At 44.6% G+C, this 15,509-nt stretch carries 12 protein-coding genes, 1 tRNA gene and 1 pseudogene; 4 read left to right on the top strand and 10 right to left on the bottom strand.

All coding sequences use genetic code 11. From position 1 onward, the window contains the following. Window positions 1–57: 57 nt before the first annotated feature. Entirely contained in the window at window positions 58–1,071 is a 1,014-nt protein-coding gene (locus tag V5804_RS06475; protein WP_369590563.1) for a WD40/YVTN/BNR-like repeat-containing protein, read from the bottom strand. A 146-nt stretch (window positions 1,072–1,217) separates the two neighbouring features. On the opposite strand from V5804_RS06475, the gene V5804_RS06470 reads away from it, so the two are divergent. After that, window positions 1,218–1,304: transfer RNA gene (locus V5804_RS06470), tRNA-Leu, on the top strand. Between the two features lie 147 nt (window positions 1,305–1,451). Then, window positions 1,452–2,273, top strand: a complete 822-nt coding sequence (locus V5804_RS06465) for a 2OG-Fe(II) oxygenase (protein WP_369590562.1) — start codon at window positions 1,452–1,454, stop codon at window positions 2,271–2,273. Window positions 2,274–2,774: 501 nt separating this feature from the next. Here V5804_RS06465 and V5804_RS06460 read toward each other — a convergent pair. From V5804_RS06460 to V5804_RS06435, 6 genes are all read right to left on the bottom strand, one after another. After that, on the bottom strand, window positions 2,775–3,863 hold the full coding sequence (locus V5804_RS06460) for a hypothetical protein (RefSeq protein ID WP_369590561.1): 1,089 nt from the start codon (window positions 3,861–3,863) through the stop codon (window positions 2,775–2,777). Window positions 3,864–4,396: 533 nt separating this feature from the next. After that, window positions 4,397–5,947, bottom strand: coding sequence for a glycoside hydrolase family 28 protein (locus tag V5804_RS06455; protein WP_369590560.1), 1,551 nt, complete (start codon window positions 5,945–5,947; stop codon window positions 4,397–4,399). A gap of 234 nt (window positions 5,948–6,181) precedes the next feature. Then, window positions 6,182–7,102, bottom strand: a complete 921-nt coding sequence (locus V5804_RS06450; RefSeq protein ID WP_369590559.1) for a cation diffusion facilitator family transporter — start codon at window positions 7,100–7,102, stop codon at window positions 6,182–6,184. A gap of 89 nt (window positions 7,103–7,191) precedes the next feature. Continuing rightward, a complete protein-coding gene (locus V5804_RS06445; protein WP_369590558.1) occupies window positions 7,192–7,890 on the bottom strand; it encodes a DUF1080 domain-containing protein in 699 nt (232 codons plus the stop codon). Window positions 7,891–7,926: 36 nt separating this feature from the next. After that, the gene (locus tag V5804_RS06440; protein ID WP_369590557.1) at window positions 7,927–8,724 is read right to left on the bottom strand and encodes an NIPSNAP family protein; all 798 of its coding nucleotides are present in this window, start codon (window positions 8,722–8,724) and stop codon (window positions 7,927–7,929) included. 18 nt (window positions 8,725–8,742) lie between these two features. Next, complete coding sequence (locus V5804_RS06435) at window positions 8,743–10,188, bottom strand: glycoside hydrolase family 30 beta sandwich domain-containing protein (RefSeq protein ID WP_369590556.1); 1,446 nt, start codon at window positions 10,186–10,188, stop codon at window positions 8,743–8,745. 275 nt (window positions 10,189–10,463) lie between these two features. Here V5804_RS06435 and V5804_RS06430 point away from each other — a divergent pair, with 275 nt between their 5' ends. Both V5804_RS06430 and V5804_RS06425 read left to right on the top strand, forming a co-directional pair. Then, window positions 10,464–12,371: an AAA domain-containing protein gene (locus tag V5804_RS06430; RefSeq protein WP_369590555.1), complete on the top strand. Its 1,908-nt coding sequence runs from the start codon at window positions 10,464–10,466 to the stop codon at window positions 12,369–12,371. A gap of 182 nt (window positions 12,372–12,553) precedes the next feature. Next, the gene (locus tag V5804_RS06425) at window positions 12,554–13,453 is read left to right on the top strand and encodes a glycoside hydrolase family 25 protein (protein WP_369590554.1); all 900 of its coding nucleotides are present in this window, start codon (window positions 12,554–12,556) and stop codon (window positions 13,451–13,453) included. Window positions 13,454–13,499: 46 nt separating this feature from the next. Here the strand turns inward: V5804_RS06425 and moaCB are convergent, their stop codons facing one another. From moaCB to V5804_RS06410, 3 genes and pseudogenes are all read right to left on the bottom strand, one after another. Next, window positions 13,500–14,450 (bottom strand): bifunctional molybdenum cofactor biosynthesis protein MoaC/MoaB, encoded by a 951-nt coding sequence (gene moaCB / locus V5804_RS06420; protein ID WP_369590553.1) that lies wholly within the window; start codon window positions 14,448–14,450, stop codon window positions 13,500–13,502. Between the two features lie 27 nt (window positions 14,451–14,477). Then, window positions 14,478–15,299 carry an MOSC domain-containing protein gene (locus tag V5804_RS06415; protein ID WP_369590552.1) on the bottom strand — a complete coding sequence of 274 codons (822 nt, stop codon included), beginning with the start codon at window positions 15,297–15,299 and terminating at the stop codon, window positions 14,478–14,480. Between the two features lie 72 nt (window positions 15,300–15,371). Beyond that, a pseudogene (locus tag V5804_RS06410) lies at window positions 15,372–15,509 on the bottom strand (IS982 family transposase); the annotation flags it as partial.

The following is a 15,509-nucleotide window of genomic DNA, read 5'->3' as shown; positions in this document are numbered from 1 at the left end:
CAAGGTGTAAAGCAAAATATTTTTGAACGTTAAATTAAACACTTTATGGCCAGGCCGCTAATTTTTATAAACGGCTATTTTCCCCTGGTCGCCGGCCAATAAAACTAAACGGCCGCGTTTGGCTTTCTGGCAAACGTTGTAGCTGGCTTTGTCAACCTGCCTCCAGGTTTTGCCGCCGTCGGTGGTGATATTGCTGTCTGATGTACCTGTCGAAATAAAAACATCTCCGTTAATAAACGCCACACAGGATTGGTAACCGGCAGGCGGACGGGCCGAAACATTGGCCACCGAAGAACCGGAAACAGTGCACATCACCGAATCCGTGCGTTGTTTGTCCTGGTAATCCCCGCCCACAACCAACTGTTGTTTTTTGTTTTTTGCAGATGAAAAAGCGCCCTGGCTATCCTTGCCATGCAGCAAAGGAAGCGGCAGAGCCTGCCATTCTGCGTTTTTTTGTTTACTGCCAATATCCAGCGTCAACATCCGGCTCACTTTGCCACCTGTTACGATGGTCAATGTTTTGCCGTTTGTGCTGATGCAGGTTCCGCTGGCCGCAAAAGCAGCTTCGCCAGGCAAAGCAGTAGGCGGATCAGGCATCGGGTTCCAGGTTTCGCCGCCATCTTTGGTTTCCAATAATAAAAACTTTCCCTCAATCGGGTCGCCCAGAGCAAAACCGTGCCTGTCATCCACAAAAGCCAAAGCATCTAAAAAATATGTTTTATCATTTTGAAATTTTATTTGCCAACTTGCGCCGCCATCGTCTGTTTTCAAAATCAAAGCCGGCGTACCGGAACTCATAATAACAGCTTCCCGGTCCGAAAAAGCTTCCACATCCCGGAAATCACTTTGCCCGAAACCTTTTATTTGCTGCCATTTCCAGGTTTTGCCGCCGTCCTTTGTTAGCCCAACTTGTCCTTTGCTCCCGCTTGCCCAAGCAACGCGGTTATTTACAACAGACAGGCCGCGAATACTGCAATTTGGCCCTTCCGGCAAAGGCAAAACAGATTGTGCGTGTAATAAATTTTTTATAGCGATAAGCAACAGAAAAAGCAAAAGTGTTTTTTTCGACATAAAAAGAAGCTTTAAAATTAAAAACGGTACAAAAGCGGCCGATATCGTTCCGGTTAAAAGTATCAATTTCAAACCAAACACAAAAAACCCGGATTTTGAGGATTGTTAAAAAACTTTCCCCGAAAAAACTATATTTGCAGCAGCAAGCCCATGTGGCGAAATTGGTAAACGTTGCGGTCTCAGAAGCCGTTGAGGATTATCTCTTGAGAGTTCGAGTCTCTCCGTGGGCACCAAAAGCGGGTAATCTTTGGTTATCCGCTTTTTTGGTTTTGTTCCCGATGCTTCTTTTACCACACCAAATTTGGTATGGTAAAAGAAGCATTGCCTTAAACAGTATCAATTTTAAGTTTCACTATTTTTGTTTGGCAAGAATTACAGCTATGGATTTTATCAACCAATCTATCACAGATCTGAAGCAGTTTGGCAAAGACAAGCACCAGGAATATATCAATGCTTCCCCTTTCCCGAGCATCGTGATAGACAACTTTTTTAACGAGGAAATGCTCAGCAAAGTGGCGGACGAGTTCCCGGACCTTTCTAAACTTGCCGAAGTAAAAACCTACGACAACCACAACGAAAAAAAACTCGAAGCCAAAGGTGAAAAGCATTTTAGCGAAAACGGCCGCCTGCTTGCGCATTTCCTCAATTCGCAGCCTGTTTTGCAGTTTTTGCAGGAACTAACCGGCATCAAAGAAACTTTATTGCCCGACCCGTATTTTGTTGGCGGCGGTTACCACGAAATAAAACCCGGCGGTTTGCTAAAAGTACATGCCGATTTTAACAAGCACGAAATGACTTTTTTAGACCGCAGGATTAATTTATTGGTTTATTTGAACAAAGACTGGGAAGAAAGCTACGGCGGCAATTTTGAGTTGTGGGACAAAGACATGACGCGCGCCTACAAAAAAGTGCTGCCAGTATTTAACCGCGTTGCCATTTTTTCGACTACTGATTTTTCTTTCCACGGGCATCCGGACACGCTGAGTTGTCCGCCTGATCGCAGCCGGAAATCGCTTGCCTTGTATTATTACACCAACGGCCGCCCCAAAAGCGAACTGAACCCAAAAGCACACGCCACGCTTTTTGTAAACCGTGCCGGCGTTAAAGACGACATCGAAAAAGAACCCTTGACTTTTCGGGAAATTGTGGTTGACCTTGTCCCTCCGATTTTGTTGAGGACGGTAAAAAAGATCGTGAGGTAAGTTTTAGGCATTTTTTTGGATTGCTGTCTAAGCATTTGGGTTTTTCCCGTAAGCAGCAGATACTTCTTTTACCTGTGTTTTTTTTATGTTGAAGGTAAACGTAAATTTTGCTTTTATATCAAATTAAAACAATCGGTTTCATTTAAAATTTACACCAATTTTTATGCGGTAAAAGAAGCATCACGCCCTCGCACTAAAACCCTGGTTTTTTACGCCATTCCTGCACTTAAACTTTAACCTTTTCTTAACAATTTCGTTTAATGGCAAACCTACATTTGTAACACAATGAGTTTGTTAAAACAACAGTTAGACAGCAACCTGAAAGCCAGCAATTACTTCTGGGCTGCGGTTTGCGTTGGCGTGTTGTTTGTGCTGTTGTCTGCTTTTTATTTAGCCTGATTTTAGGGCCATAAAAACAGTATTGAGGTTTGTAAACCAACAATTCCTTAATTTTTACCCGATAAAAGAAGCATTGCTTTGCTGCTCAAACCAGTAGCCTGCTTAATTGTTTTTCAGCCCGATGCGGTGGTTTGTATAATCCATCAAATATTCATTCGCCGTAAAAAAATCAATGCTGAAAATCGTCCGGTAATCGCCGCTGATGTTTGGGTTTTGGATGGCTGTTAAATTGATGGTGCCGGTTGTAGTATAAGTGTAGGTAAAGCCGTGGTTTGTGGTAATGGTTACCTGCGAACTTGCTGGCAAATTGCCCAAACCTGCGGTTGCTTTTGGGTCTTCGATAACGGAAACAGAAGGCGTGCCGGTATCAAACAAAACATTGCCCGAAACACTTTGCCCATTATACGTAATGGTTGCCGGTATATTGGGCGAATAACCACTGAATGTATAATAAGTAAGCGGGTGCATGATAAAACCGGTGGTGCTGCCCAAATCTGTTGGCGTTAAACCGATGGAAAGCAAACCGGAAACGTAAGCACCGGCACTGCTAAAACTGCCGCTCCTAAGCATGGCCAGCCGGAAACCACTGGCAAGGCCGGAACCTAACGTAAAATAACTCAGCGGGCTGCCGATGGCCGAATTGAGGTAACTTGTGCCGGTACTAACGCCAAAAACATCGGCCGAGTGTGCCGCCAGTTGCACGCCGGTTTGGTCGTTTATGATTTTGTAATATAAAAAAAACGGTATTCTTTTAGTGGTGATGTTTCCGTTTTGGTCGCCGATGGTGATGGGCGCATAAGCCAGGTTGCCGTATTCTTTGGTGCCGTTGGTTTTATCGCCGTAGCTAATTGTTGATGTTTTGGACGTAACGGTAATGCCGTTTACGTTGATCGAATCGCCGCTAAAAACTATGCCCGAACTGGTAACCATCGAAGCCGGCAGAATACCGTTGGCATCCAGCGTAAGGCCGGTAGAACCAGTATCAAAAACGCCGTAATAAGTTACCGCCTGCGTTCCAACTTTGCTTATCGGGATAAAAACCCGGCGGTTATTGCCCAAACCATATTGGTACAAACCCAGCGTTTTTAGCGGCACAATGGGTGCAGGAGTAACATTTGAGCTTTTTTTGCAGGAAGCGGACAACAAACTCAATACAGCCAAACAAAGCAGATAAGTAAAATTATTTTTCATGTGATGGTTTTATTCATTCCAATTTTAAAAACCCAAGCCGAATGCTTCTTTTACCAGTATAATTTTAAGGTTTGCCATTACCAATTTTAGGTTGATAAAAGAAGCATTGCAACAATCAAAGCCGGATTTGAACTGATGAATGTAGCGATAAATGTTTAAACCTAAAACGATCAGCCTGAGAATTGAAATTTGTACCCATGAAAGGGCGAATTGTACCGATGAAATAGCTTAAAGTTTTTTTTTCAAACCGAACTTGTTTAAACTTAATTTCCCTGATAAATGCTTCTTTTATGGCATACAAATAAAGGACACACCCCTGACCCCTCTCGAGAGGGGAAGCATAGTTTGCTACCTTTCCGGCTTTAGAAAGGTATGCGCCATATTTCCCCTCTCGAGAGGGGTCAGGGGTGTGTCCTTCATTAATACATGAATACATGTAAATAAAATAATTAATGCCAAAAGTTTAAACAACTTTACCATCAATTTAAAATTACTGCAACATCTATTTTATACTGATAAAAGAAGCATTACTATTACTTCTGCCTAACCACGCCTTTCGGATCATCCGTTGTAAAACCCTGTCCCTGCCCTAAATAAATCCGTGCCGCCTGCTTGTTGATCGGCGAAGCGCCTCCGCTAAAATTGGTGATGCGCAGGTTTTGAAAGTTTTCAGCTTCGATCCCATGCGTGTAATAAGGCATACGCGGGTTGGTCCAAGTGAGTTTAAAATCGTTGATGCTGATATTTTTGGCATGGTCAATCAGCAAAGCCGGAATATCGCGCTGAAAAATCTGGTTCTTTTCGCCCATCACGCCCCGCAAATCAATGTTGCCGCCTGCAACGTCGTTCAGTTTACTATCGGTCAGTTCAAAATTAATCCCGTTAAAAGAAATATCATCAATGATGCTTTCGTCCGTTCCGTAAACCAACATTCCGTTTTCGCCTTTGCAGGTGATGTTGCTGAACTTCACATTTTTGATTTGGCCTAATTTTACGTTTTCTTTTCCCCGGATGGCCGAAATATGGATCGGCTCACCGTTGCCCCACCAATCGCCGGTACGCAGCTTGGTTTCGATGTACATGTTGGAAAAAGTGATGTTTTCCAGCGAACCTTCGTCCCGCACAAAAATACCAATGCCGCGGGTAGAATTGGTGATGTTGACATTGCTGACGTGCACATTTCTAACCGTGTTTTGATCGAGAAAACCGATACGGATGGCACTGGAATATGATTGCAGGTTGCAATTGGCGATGATAATATTTTCAGAAACGTGCTTTTTACCGGTAAAACCAGGGATTTCAAAGTGATGGTCGTAACCCACGATGGCCAGCGCGTCATCACCGGCACGGATATCGCAATCGGTTATGGTTACGTTGCTGCTGCTGGTTACGTCAATGCCATCCGCATTCGGGATCAGTAAACCGCTCCACAAACGGATGCCGGTAACCAAAACGGCGTCGCAATCGGCAAAATGCATCGTCCAAAAAGGAGAATTAAGCAGCGAAACATTGCGCACCTGCACATTGGTACAACCCGAAAAAACCACCATTTGGTGCGGGCGGTCTTTGTTCGGCACTACCGGCCCGTCGCCAACGCCGCTTGAAACTTTCCGGTAATTGTCTTTTTGCCTGCTGAAACGCGTAGTATTGGCATCAATTTTTTTGGCTTGTGTAAAATCATGGAAAACCTGGTTGTTGCCATCAATCGTTCCCTGCCCGGTGATGGAAACATTGCTGGCATTGGTGGTATAAAGCATGCCGTAATACGTCAGGCCGTAAATCGGCGGCGTGTAGCTGTCGTAGTCTTTTAAATTTGGGCTTCCTTTCAAAACAGCACCGTTTTCTAAATACAAGTTCACGTTGCTTTTGAGGTGAAATGTACCGGTAATGAACGTACCGGCAGGCACATAAACCATGCCGCCGCCGTTCGCGTTGCAAGCATCTACCGCTTTTTGGATGGCCGCGGTATTCACGGTTTTTGCATCGGCAACGGCGCCAAACTGGGTAATGGCAAACGTTTTTTGCTGGGCAAAAACAGTATAATTAAACCACATCGAAAGGAACAGGAATAAAATTTTTTTCATAAAAAATATTGAAATTTAGGGCTTGTATTGGTGTACAATGATAGGCAAAAACCGCGTCGCAGAACGAGATAAATCGTGCAAATACTAATCAGATTTTACCTTAAACCCGTTTCCCTTCGTGCTTTTACTTTTTGTTGAAAAAAAATAAAAATCCCGGCGACAATGATTTTATACCGGTAAAAGAAGCATGGCGGCAAAGGCAACCAGTAAGCGTGATAAATTTTTCACCAATTTTTACCCGATAAAAGAAGCACCTTCAATGGTTTCCGGCTGTACCATTACAAAGCGCACCAGCGTAAAATCTTTTTTTACCGCATCGCGGATGCGGTTTATCGCTTCATTTATTTCCTTTGTGTTTAAGTTTTCTTCAAAGGCAACGATCAGCACCAAAACTATCTCTTCCGGAGATTGATAGGTTGACAAAATGTGCATCACCCGGATAACTGCCGGGTCTTTTTTCACCAGCTCGCTTATTTTTATTTTGGTTTCACGCGTAACGCCTTCGCCCATCAACAAACTCCGGCTTTCGTGCGCCAAAATAGAGGAAACGCCAATCAGCAGCAAACCAACCAAAACCGAGGCGACACCATCTAAATAAGGCATATGAAAACGGACGTTCAGGTAAGTAAAAATGGCCACAATAAGCAAACCGGCCAAGTCGGCGCCATCTTCAAACAAAACCAAAAAAGTGGTTGGGTCTTTACTTTTGATAATGGCCTGCCAAAACGTTTGTTCGCCCCGTAACCGGTTAAATTGTTTTAAGGCAACGGTAAACGAAAAACCCTCAAACAACGCGGATAAGCCTAACACAATATAATTGACAGTTGGGTTGCCGATTTGCTCCGGGTGAACGATATGCAAAATGCCCTGGTAAATGGAAACGCCGCCGCCTAAACCAAAAATAAGGATCGAAACAATGAAAGACCAGAAATAAAGTTCTTTGCCATAGCCAAACGGATGGGCCGAATCAGGCTGTTTTTTGCTTTTGTGCATCCCCAGCAGCAGCAGCAGTTCGTTAATGGTATCAACCAGCGAATGAATGCCTTCGGTTATCATCGAGCCACTGTTGGTGATGGCACCGGCGATAAATTTTGTGGCCGCAATAAGCAAATTTGCCGCCAAAGCGCTATAAATGGAAAGTTTGGTTGAAGCCATGTTTAAAGTTTTTGCAGCTAAACGGACATTGATTTTATGCCGATAAAAACAGTATCGGCATAAAACAAACAGGAAGCAGCCAACTGATTTTACGACAACCGTTTTACCCTGATATTTTTCAGCCAAATCCTCTGCCCGTGGTGCTGAAACATCAAATGGCCGCTGGTGGCTTTGGCAAATTTGGGGTTGTCTTTGTACTTACTGGCCGCAATCAGATCGTTCAGTTTTTTCGACCCGATTTCGTATTCCACCACTTTCACGCCGTTCAGCCATTGCTCTACGTGGCCTTTGTTTACATACAACCGGCCGGTGTTATACTCGCCAACGGGCTTTAAAATTTTATGCTGAGGCGCAATCAAATCGTACAAAGAACCAGCCGAACGTTTCGGCTCTTTGTCGTTAAAATCAATATCGTCCAGCAACTGCATCTCAAAATTGTCCAGCCAATTCGGGCTGTTCCCGTTGCCCGATTCGTGGGCCGAAGTTTCTTCCACATTGTAAAAAACGCCGCTGTTGCCTGCTTTGGATACCTTCCATTCAAACGTCAAATCAAAATTGGTGTACGTATTTTTTGATACCAAATCCACGTTCGGCACTTCCGGGTTGGTTACCAAAGCGCCGTCTTCAACTTTCCAGGCTTCGGTAGGAAAACCGTCCATTTTGTAGCCCCTTAATTGCGCGGTTGATTTTCCGTTGAACAAATAAACCCATTTGCCAACGGCTTGTGCGTTTGCAATTCCGCTTAACAAAATTAGGGCGATAAAAGAAGCATAGGCAATATTTTTCATCAAAGTTGAAATTTAGGAATGGGCGAAAATAGATAATCAAAAATCAGAATAAGCAGTTGGGTGAAGGAAAACCATGTCATTACGCGAAACATTGTTTTGATATTCCGGCCGGGCCGATAATGCTTTCCATTCCGTATCGTTGGAAAACGTTTCCCAGTGTTTGTCGCGGTCTTGTTTGTTGTTAAAAGCAGTTAGGTACATCAGGTTGGGCATGTGGCTTCCGGCCAAAACTTCGGCATAAAAAACAGCATTAAAATTGAGCCTTTTAAAAAGCGCAACCTCGTTGCCATCGTTAAACATTTTCACTTTGTTGCGGTTGTATTTCTCCGTCGGGCTTTCGTAACTGCGCAGTTCGTAAACGCGTTCTGTTTTTGGTGAAGATAAATTGGGAACGGCAGGGTGCAGCATTTTTGGAAACGCTTGAAGGATAACAGTTTCCATTCGCGTAAAAGCAGCATCTTTATAATTGGCTTCCAAATAATCTTTGCCGTTGGCGAGGTATTGCTGGTCGGCATTTAAAGCCTGGTCAATCGTCGTTAGTTTTTTTAAGGAACTAAACGGAACCAAAACATAAACCTTTTTATCGGCCGCCGTGTCCTGTTCAACCGGTTTAAACACGCCTACTGTTTTTATGCCCATTTTATGCAAGGCCGGCAAATAGGCGTTTTGCAGGTATTGGTCCAGCCGGTCTTCCTGCGCTTTGGTTTTAAGGTGATAAATTTTAAGCTGATAATAATCACCATCGGCAGCAAAAGCTACCGGAGAAGCAAAACCGGCAATCAGCAACAAAGCCAAGCCAAACAAAAATTGACGTTTTTTAGAAATGAAATTCATCAACAATGAAATTTAAAATCAATCAATAACCAAAGTAGCGATGGAATGCGGAAGGCTGGTCGTTTCTGCGCCCTGGCCTTTCATCCATAAAGTATAAGGGATTTTTTCGTCGGTCTGGTTCATCACCACAACCGAGATTTTGCCATCCGGGGCAACGTAAGCAGTAGTCAATAAATTACCGCGGCTGGCCACACTTGCAATCCGCTTGGCACCCGGTTTGATAAATTTAGAGAAATGGCCGATGTAATAATACGAATTGGTGTAATGCAAACTGCCGTCGCGCGTATCGGCATGTACGGGCGCAAAGCAAAAATTGCCCACATGGTTTGGGCCGCCTTTTTCATCAAGCAGTACGTTCCAATCTGTCCAGGCAACGGTGCCGCTGTTAAAATCATGAACCATAGAAAGGCCGTACCTTTCGCCCAAAGACCAATCGTTTAATCGTGCAAAATCAAAACTTTCGATACAGCCTTCTGTAAAAACCAAATTTTTTGTCGGGAAAGCTTCAGCTACCTGGCGTGTGCTTTCAAACTGCATCCCGGCGCCGGTCCAGGTTTCGTACCAGTGAAAACCAATGCCCCAAACATATTGGGCAGCATCCGGATCTTCCAAAATGGTGCTTGCGTACTGGTACATTAAATCGCGGTTATGGTCCCAAACAATCATTTTTTTGTTGCCCAAACCTGCTGCGCGCATGGTTGGTCCTAAATATTTCTTTACGAAATCGCGTTCGTCGGTTGCCGTGTACAGGCACGATTCCCATTTTTGCTTCGCCATCGGCTCGTTCTGCACGCTGTAGCCCCAAATCGGGATGCCTTCTTTTTCATAGGTTTTGATGAATTTGGCGAAGAAATTGGCCCAGTTTTGCATGAATTCCGGCTTTAATTTGCCGCCGTTCAACATATCGTTATTGTCTTTCATCCAGGCTGGCGGGCTCCAGGGACTGACAAACAGGTTGAACTGGTTTCCTGCTGTTTTTTGCACACTTTTAATAAACGGGATCCTGTATTTTCTGTCGTGGCTGATGCTAAAAGTTTTTAAAGCCGCATCGTTATTGGCAACATAACTATAGGTGTCGCTCGAAAAATCGCAGCTTTGGATATTGGTACGGCCAAAAGTATAACCAATGCCTTTGTCTTTGTCGTAATAAGCGGTCATCAGTTCCTGCTGCTTGGCCGCGGGCAATTTGTAAAAGGTTTCTGCGGAAGCATCGGTTAGGGCGCCGCCAATCCCGATCATGGTTTGAAATGTTTTGGTTGGGTCAACAAAAACCGAAACCTGGCTTTCGGGAGGCTGCGGTTTTGGGCTAAGCGTTAAAGTTTCGGTAGGCGAAAACCGGAGATCGGTATTTTTTGCCGTAACATAAACGGTAACCCGGCTGCCGGTTTTTGCCGGGTTGCTTTGTGCGTTGAGGATAAACGGCAGGCTTAAAAGAAGTGGCAACAGGAGGTAATTTTTTTTCATGGCAAGTGGTTTCATGCAAAGCAAAATCTTGCAAAACTGTTTTCGATGGTTTTTTAAAGATTGTTGTGAATGGCTGTAATTAGCCCTTCAAATATAGTGTTACTGTTTTATCAATCTACATCAAAAATAACAATGCTGTTTTTATGCCTGTTTTTTTAGCAAGCGTAGGGCTTTAGCCAAACCAATTTTATGCCGGTAAAAGAAGCATCGCATAAATACTTCCCTTTCCGCAAAACCGCTTTTTAAAAACCTAAAACGAGCTTTACCTTTGCCAGATGGATTATTTTAAACGCCAGCTCGAACTGCTCCGCATTGAAAAAGAGGAAGACTGGAAAACTTTTTTGAAGTTGACGGAAAGCACGTCGGTTGCCGAGCGGCGTGCCAACGGTTTGGCCTGGTATCCAGTCGCCATCCGGGGTACAGAACCAAGCCGCGGCGATTATTTGAACGTGGAAGTGGAGCGGACGACGCACCAGGATCTGGCGCACCAGTTTCGGTTTGGCATTCCGGCGGCGCTTTTTTCCAACCACGATCCAAAAAAAGACCGTGTGGAAGGCGTGGTTATTTTCGTCAGCGGCAATCGCCTTAAACTTAATTTATTTGTGGATGAACTGCCGGATTGGGGCCGCGACGGAAAATTGGGCATTGATTTGCTTTTTGACAACAACAGTTACGACGAAATGCAATCGGCCTTAAAACTGGCGGATAAACTGAGCGAAAAGCCAGAAGAAAACCATTTGATCCGGATTTTAACGGGAGAAAATTTACATGCTTCTTTTAGCACCATAATTTCAGAAACTTTCCCTCAGCTTAACCTTTCTCAAACGGAAGCCGTCCGAAAAATTTTGGCTGCGGATGAATTGGCGATCGTTCACGGCCCTCCCGGAACCGGAAAAACAACCACTTTGGTACAGGCAATTAAAGCGTTGATTCAACAAAACGGCAAACCAATTTTGGTGGTTGCGCCAAGCAATACGGCGGTTGATTTACTGAGCGAAAAACTGGCTGATTTAGGTTTAAATGTGCTGCGGACAGGCAATCCGGCAAGGGTTTCGGAGAAATTGTTGTCGCTGACTTTAGACCGAAAAACAACCGAACATCCAAACTACAAAGAGATCAAAAAACTGAAAAAGCAGGCCGGCGAATACAAAAACATGGCGCACAAATACAAGCGCAGTTTTGGCAAAGCCGAGCGCGACCAACGCAAAGCACTTTTTACCGAAGCGCACAAAATCATGAAAGAAGCGGGCGCGATGGAGCAATTTATCACCGATGACCTGATCGGAAAAGCGCAGGTGATCACGGCGACTTTGGTTGGCGCCAACCATTACACCATCCGCAATTTAAAGTTTGAAACCGTTGTTATTGATGAAGCCGGACAAGCTTTGGAACCGGCCTGCTGGATCCCGATTTTAAAAGCGAAAAAAGTGGTTTTTGCCGGAGACCATCAGCAATTGCCACCAACCATCAAATCGCAGGAAGCGGCGGCGCAAGGTTTAAGCGTTACGCTTTTTGAAAAATGTATCCGCCTGCATCCCGAAGCCGTGGTTTTGCTGGACGAGCAATACCGGATGAACGAAGCGATTATGGGCTTTCCTTCGCAAGTGTTTTATCAGGATAAATTGAAAGCAAATCTAACAGTTGCTAAAAGTTTGCTTTTTCGGGAAGATGCGCCTTTAACTTTTATTGATACGGCCGGTTGCGGTTTCGAGGAAAAGCAGGAAGGCACCAGCGTAACCAACCCCGAAGAAGGGAACTTTTTGCTGAAGCATTTGTCGGCTTATGTGCAGGAATTGAAAGGGCATTTCTCCGCAGAAAACTTTCCGACCATTGCCGTTATTGCGCCTTACAAAGAACAGATTCGGGTTTTGAAAGAGCAGTTGGCCAGTTTTGAACTGTTGCAAACTTTCGCCAAAAATATTTCGATCAATACGGTGGATAGTTTCCAGGGACAAGAACGCGACGTGGTTTACATCAGCATGACACGCAGCAACGCAAAGGGCGAAATTGGTTTTTTGTCGGATATTAGAAGAATGAACGTGGCTATGACGCGCGCCCGAAAAAAATTGGTCGTGATTGGCGATAGTTCTACGCTTTCTAAACTGCCTTTTTACACACGGTTTATTGCTTATGCCGAGCAGTTGAACGCTTACCACAGTGCCTGGGAGTTTTCGGAAATTTAAATTTGATGCGGAATCGTGATGCTTCTTTTATCAGCACAAAATTGGGCTTGGATCAAATTAAACAAAAGTGCGTACAACAATTAAGTATTTTTATGTGGTAAAAGAAGCATTGCAAACATGCCGAAAAAAGATTTTTTCAACATCAAAACCCGCTTCTTTTTAAATTTATACTTTTAACCTTTGTGGAAACACCTGCCAAAAAGCTTCCTGCCAAACCAAAAACTGCGCCCAAGAAAAAACCGGCCGTTCGTAAAAAAGCACCGCTAAAAAAGAAAGGCAAGCAGCAACAGGAAACCTGGTTTCCCTGGAAAACCTTGCTTGCCGGCGCCTTGCTCGTCCTGCTTTCGCCTTTTTATTACGGTTACATTGTCAAAACTTTTACGGCGAGTTGGCAGTGGATCAAAGACATTGGCCGAAACCCAAATTACCGCGTTTACAAAAGTTTTGATATTGGCATCCCCCGAAAATACAGCATCCATGGCATTGATGTTTCTTACGCGCAAGGCAAAATTGACTGGCACCAGGTAAAAGCGATGCAGGAAGACAGCGTGCACATCAGTTTTGCTTTTATTAAGGCCACCGAAGGCTTGCTCACCGTTGACCCGTATTTTAAACGCAATTGGCGCGAAGCACCAAAAGTGGGCATCATTTGCGGCGCGTATCATTTTTTCAGGCCGGAGAAAAACGGGATGTGGCAAGCGCGTTTCTTTTTGCAAAACGTGGATTTGGAAAAAGGCGACCTGCCGATGGTGGTGGATATTGAGCAATTGGACGGCATCCCTCCCGCCCAAATGCGCAAAGAGTTGCAGCGTTTTTTGGATTTTTTAGAGAAGAAAACCAAGGCAAAACCAATCATTTATTCGGGACTGAGCTTTTACCAGGATTATTTAATGGGCTATTTTGACGCTTACCCATACTGGATCGCGCATTATTATAAAGAAAAACTGAAAATCAATCCGGCAACCAATTGGTGGTTTTGGCAGCATTCGGACAAAGCCAGGGTAAACGGCATTAACCATTTGGTTGATTTTAATGCTTTTAAAGGCGATGAGCTGGCATTTGAGCAGTTGCTGGTGCCATAAAAAGGTTTGGGTTGATTTTGGTTGAGGATTTTTATTAATTTTCCCATCAATGCCCGCCGCCCAAAATCATCTTCCGGGCATGAAAAACAGCCGGCAAAATGGCTTGCAAACTTTCGCGCGCGCCATTGGCACTTCCCGGCAACGTAACAATTAAGGTATGGCCGATGGTGCCGGCAACGCCACGGCTCATCATGGCCAAAGGCGTGCGTTGCTGGCCGAAAACGCGCATCGCTTCGGCAATGCCTTCTGCTTTATTTTCCAGCAATTCTTCAACAGCTTTTATGGTATTATCGCGCGGACCTAAACCCGTGCCGCCGGTGGTAAAAATGAAAGGGACATCCTGCCGAACCCATTCCAAAATTTGCTGCTGGATCTGCTGTTTATCATCCGGCAAAACCTCAAAATGTTTTACTTCGGCATTAAAACTTTCCAGCATTTCTTGGATGATCTTTCCGCTTTGGTCTTGCCGCGTTCCGGCCGCGGTAGAATCCGAACAAACCAAAACGGCGCAAACAGAAACATCTTCGTACAGCAATTGCCGGTCGCTTTTGCCGCCGCGTTTTTCCAACAGTTTGATATGGCCGATTTCCAGTTGCTTGTCAACCGGTTTCAACATGTCGTAAATTTCCAAAGCCGCTACCGAAACTGCCGTCAGCATTTCCATTTCGATGCCTGTGCGGCCAATAGATTTTGCTTCGCCTAAAATTAAAATCCCGGTTCGGTCAAACGCTTTTTCATCTACATATTCGGCATGTTTTTCTTTGTCGAGGTATTCAAATTTGATACTCATCCCGTCAATGGCCACCGGGTGGCAATGCGGCAACAGTTGAGGCGTGAGTTTGGCGCCCAAAAAACCGGCCGCCTGCGCAACATCAAACAAATTGCCTTTGGGCAACTGGTTGTTTTTGATCAATTCGATGGTTGGCGCGGTACAAAAAATAACGCTGACGGCGCATGCCGTGCGCAAGGTAATTTGTTTATGGGTAACGTTTTGCATGCTTCTTTTATCGGCCTAAAATTTGGGTCAGATTAGTTTTTCCGGGCGTAATTCTTTGATCCGTATTTCATCGTCAACACTAATAATGCCCTGGCCTTCGTAAATTAAATTTTGCCCGAAATAAACTTTATTGTTTTTTTTGCGATAGCCAGACAGCGTTTTCAACGGCTCTTTTCCTGTGGTTGCGTGTTCCTGGTCAATGGTTATAACCGGACAACGGGCACAAGGTTTCACACCAAAAAAATTGATGTTTTTGATACTGAAATGCTGCATCTGGTCTTCCAAAAAAGCCTCGCCGCCGGTAAAAACGATGTTTGGGCGAAAACGGTCCATCGGCACCGCTTCTTTCAGCCGGCCGTTCAGCTCGTCCAGCGAAGCTTGCCCGACAATCAAAACCGGAAAAGCATCGGCAAAAGAAGTAATATGATCGGCCCGCGCATACCGCTGGTCAACCTGCCGCCGGGCTGCTTCGGGCATATAAACTAAGCGGCATTTTACCTGTAGTATTTCGGTAAACCACTGGTCAATTTCGGTATCTACAAATTCCGCCAGGCAGGTATCGTCCCAAATGGTGCACAGCGCGGTTTCATTGGCTTCAAACAAAAACGGGATGTTGATAAATTCTTCAGGCTGCTGCCGGTGCATCACCAGCAAACCGTTGTTGGTAATTTCTACATAAAGCAGCGCCATTTGCGGGACTTCGCGCTGCGATAAAAACCGGTTGTGCTCATCCACCAGCATCCAGCGGCGGTCGTGTTTTAAGCCACGGCTGGTTACTTGTGCCGAACTGACCGCAATGCCGCCGAGCGATTTTATGGGATAAACAAAAAGCCCGCTGATTTTTAACATGGCAATAAAGGTATAAGCAATTTTAGATTTTGGGCGAAGAAAATAACGTTTGCATTTAATTAACTCAAGTTGTTAGTTAGGTATTATTTTGTCAAGGGTAAAAGCAAACACGAACAAGGTGATTTTCAACAGCCATCCTTTGAAAGTTACTGCATGAAGTTTTCTGAGAAACAAGCCTTTGATCTCGCTAATTGTTGTTTCGATCCGTTT

Source organism: Mucilaginibacter sp., assembly GCF_041088075.1.
GTDB lineage: Bacteria > Bacteroidota > Bacteroidia > Sphingobacteriales > Sphingobacteriaceae > Mucilaginibacter_A.
The sequence above is the reverse complement of the archived record's forward strand: the minus strand, read 5'-3'. Positions and strand labels throughout refer to the sequence as shown.

What these genes read in the sequence shown, in the direction of transcription:
- V5804_RS06475 (WP_369590563.1), bottom strand. Translation starts at nt 1,071, where the DNA reads ATGTCGAAAAAAACACTTTTGCTTTTTCTGTTGCTTATCGCTATAAAA.
- V5804_RS06465 (WP_369590562.1), top strand. Translation starts at nt 1,452, where the DNA reads ATGGATTTTATCAACCAATCTATCACAGATCTGAAGCAGTTTGGCAAA.
- V5804_RS06460 (WP_369590561.1), bottom strand. Translation starts at nt 3,863, where the DNA reads ATGAAAAATAATTTTACTTATCTGCTTTGTTTGGCTGTATTGAGTTTG.
- V5804_RS06455 (WP_369590560.1), bottom strand. Translation starts at nt 5,947, where the DNA reads ATGAAAAAAATTTTATTCCTGTTCCTTTCGATGTGGTTTAATTATACT.
- V5804_RS06450 (WP_369590559.1), bottom strand. Translation starts at nt 7,102, where the DNA reads ATGGCTTCAACCAAACTTTCCATTTATAGCGCTTTGGCGGCAAATTTG.
- V5804_RS06445 (WP_369590558.1), bottom strand. Translation starts at nt 7,890, where the DNA reads ATGAAAAATATTGCCTATGCTTCTTTTATCGCCCTAATTTTGTTAAGC.
- V5804_RS06440 (WP_369590557.1), bottom strand. Translation starts at nt 8,724, where the DNA reads ATGAATTTCATTTCTAAAAAACGTCAATTTTTGTTTGGCTTGGCTTTG.
- V5804_RS06435 (WP_369590556.1), bottom strand. Translation starts at nt 10,188, where the DNA reads ATGAAAAAAAATTACCTCCTGTTGCCACTTCTTTTAAGCCTGCCGTTT.
- V5804_RS06430 (WP_369590555.1), top strand. Translation starts at nt 10,464, where the DNA reads ATGGATTATTTTAAACGCCAGCTCGAACTGCTCCGCATTGAAAAAGAG.
- moaCB (WP_369590553.1), bottom strand. Translation starts at nt 14,450, where the DNA reads ATGCAAAACGTTACCCATAAACAAATTACCTTGCGCACGGCATGCGCC.
- V5804_RS06415 (WP_369590552.1), bottom strand. Translation starts at nt 15,299, where the DNA reads ATGTTAAAAATCAGCGGGCTTTTTGTTTATCCCATAAAATCGCTCGGC.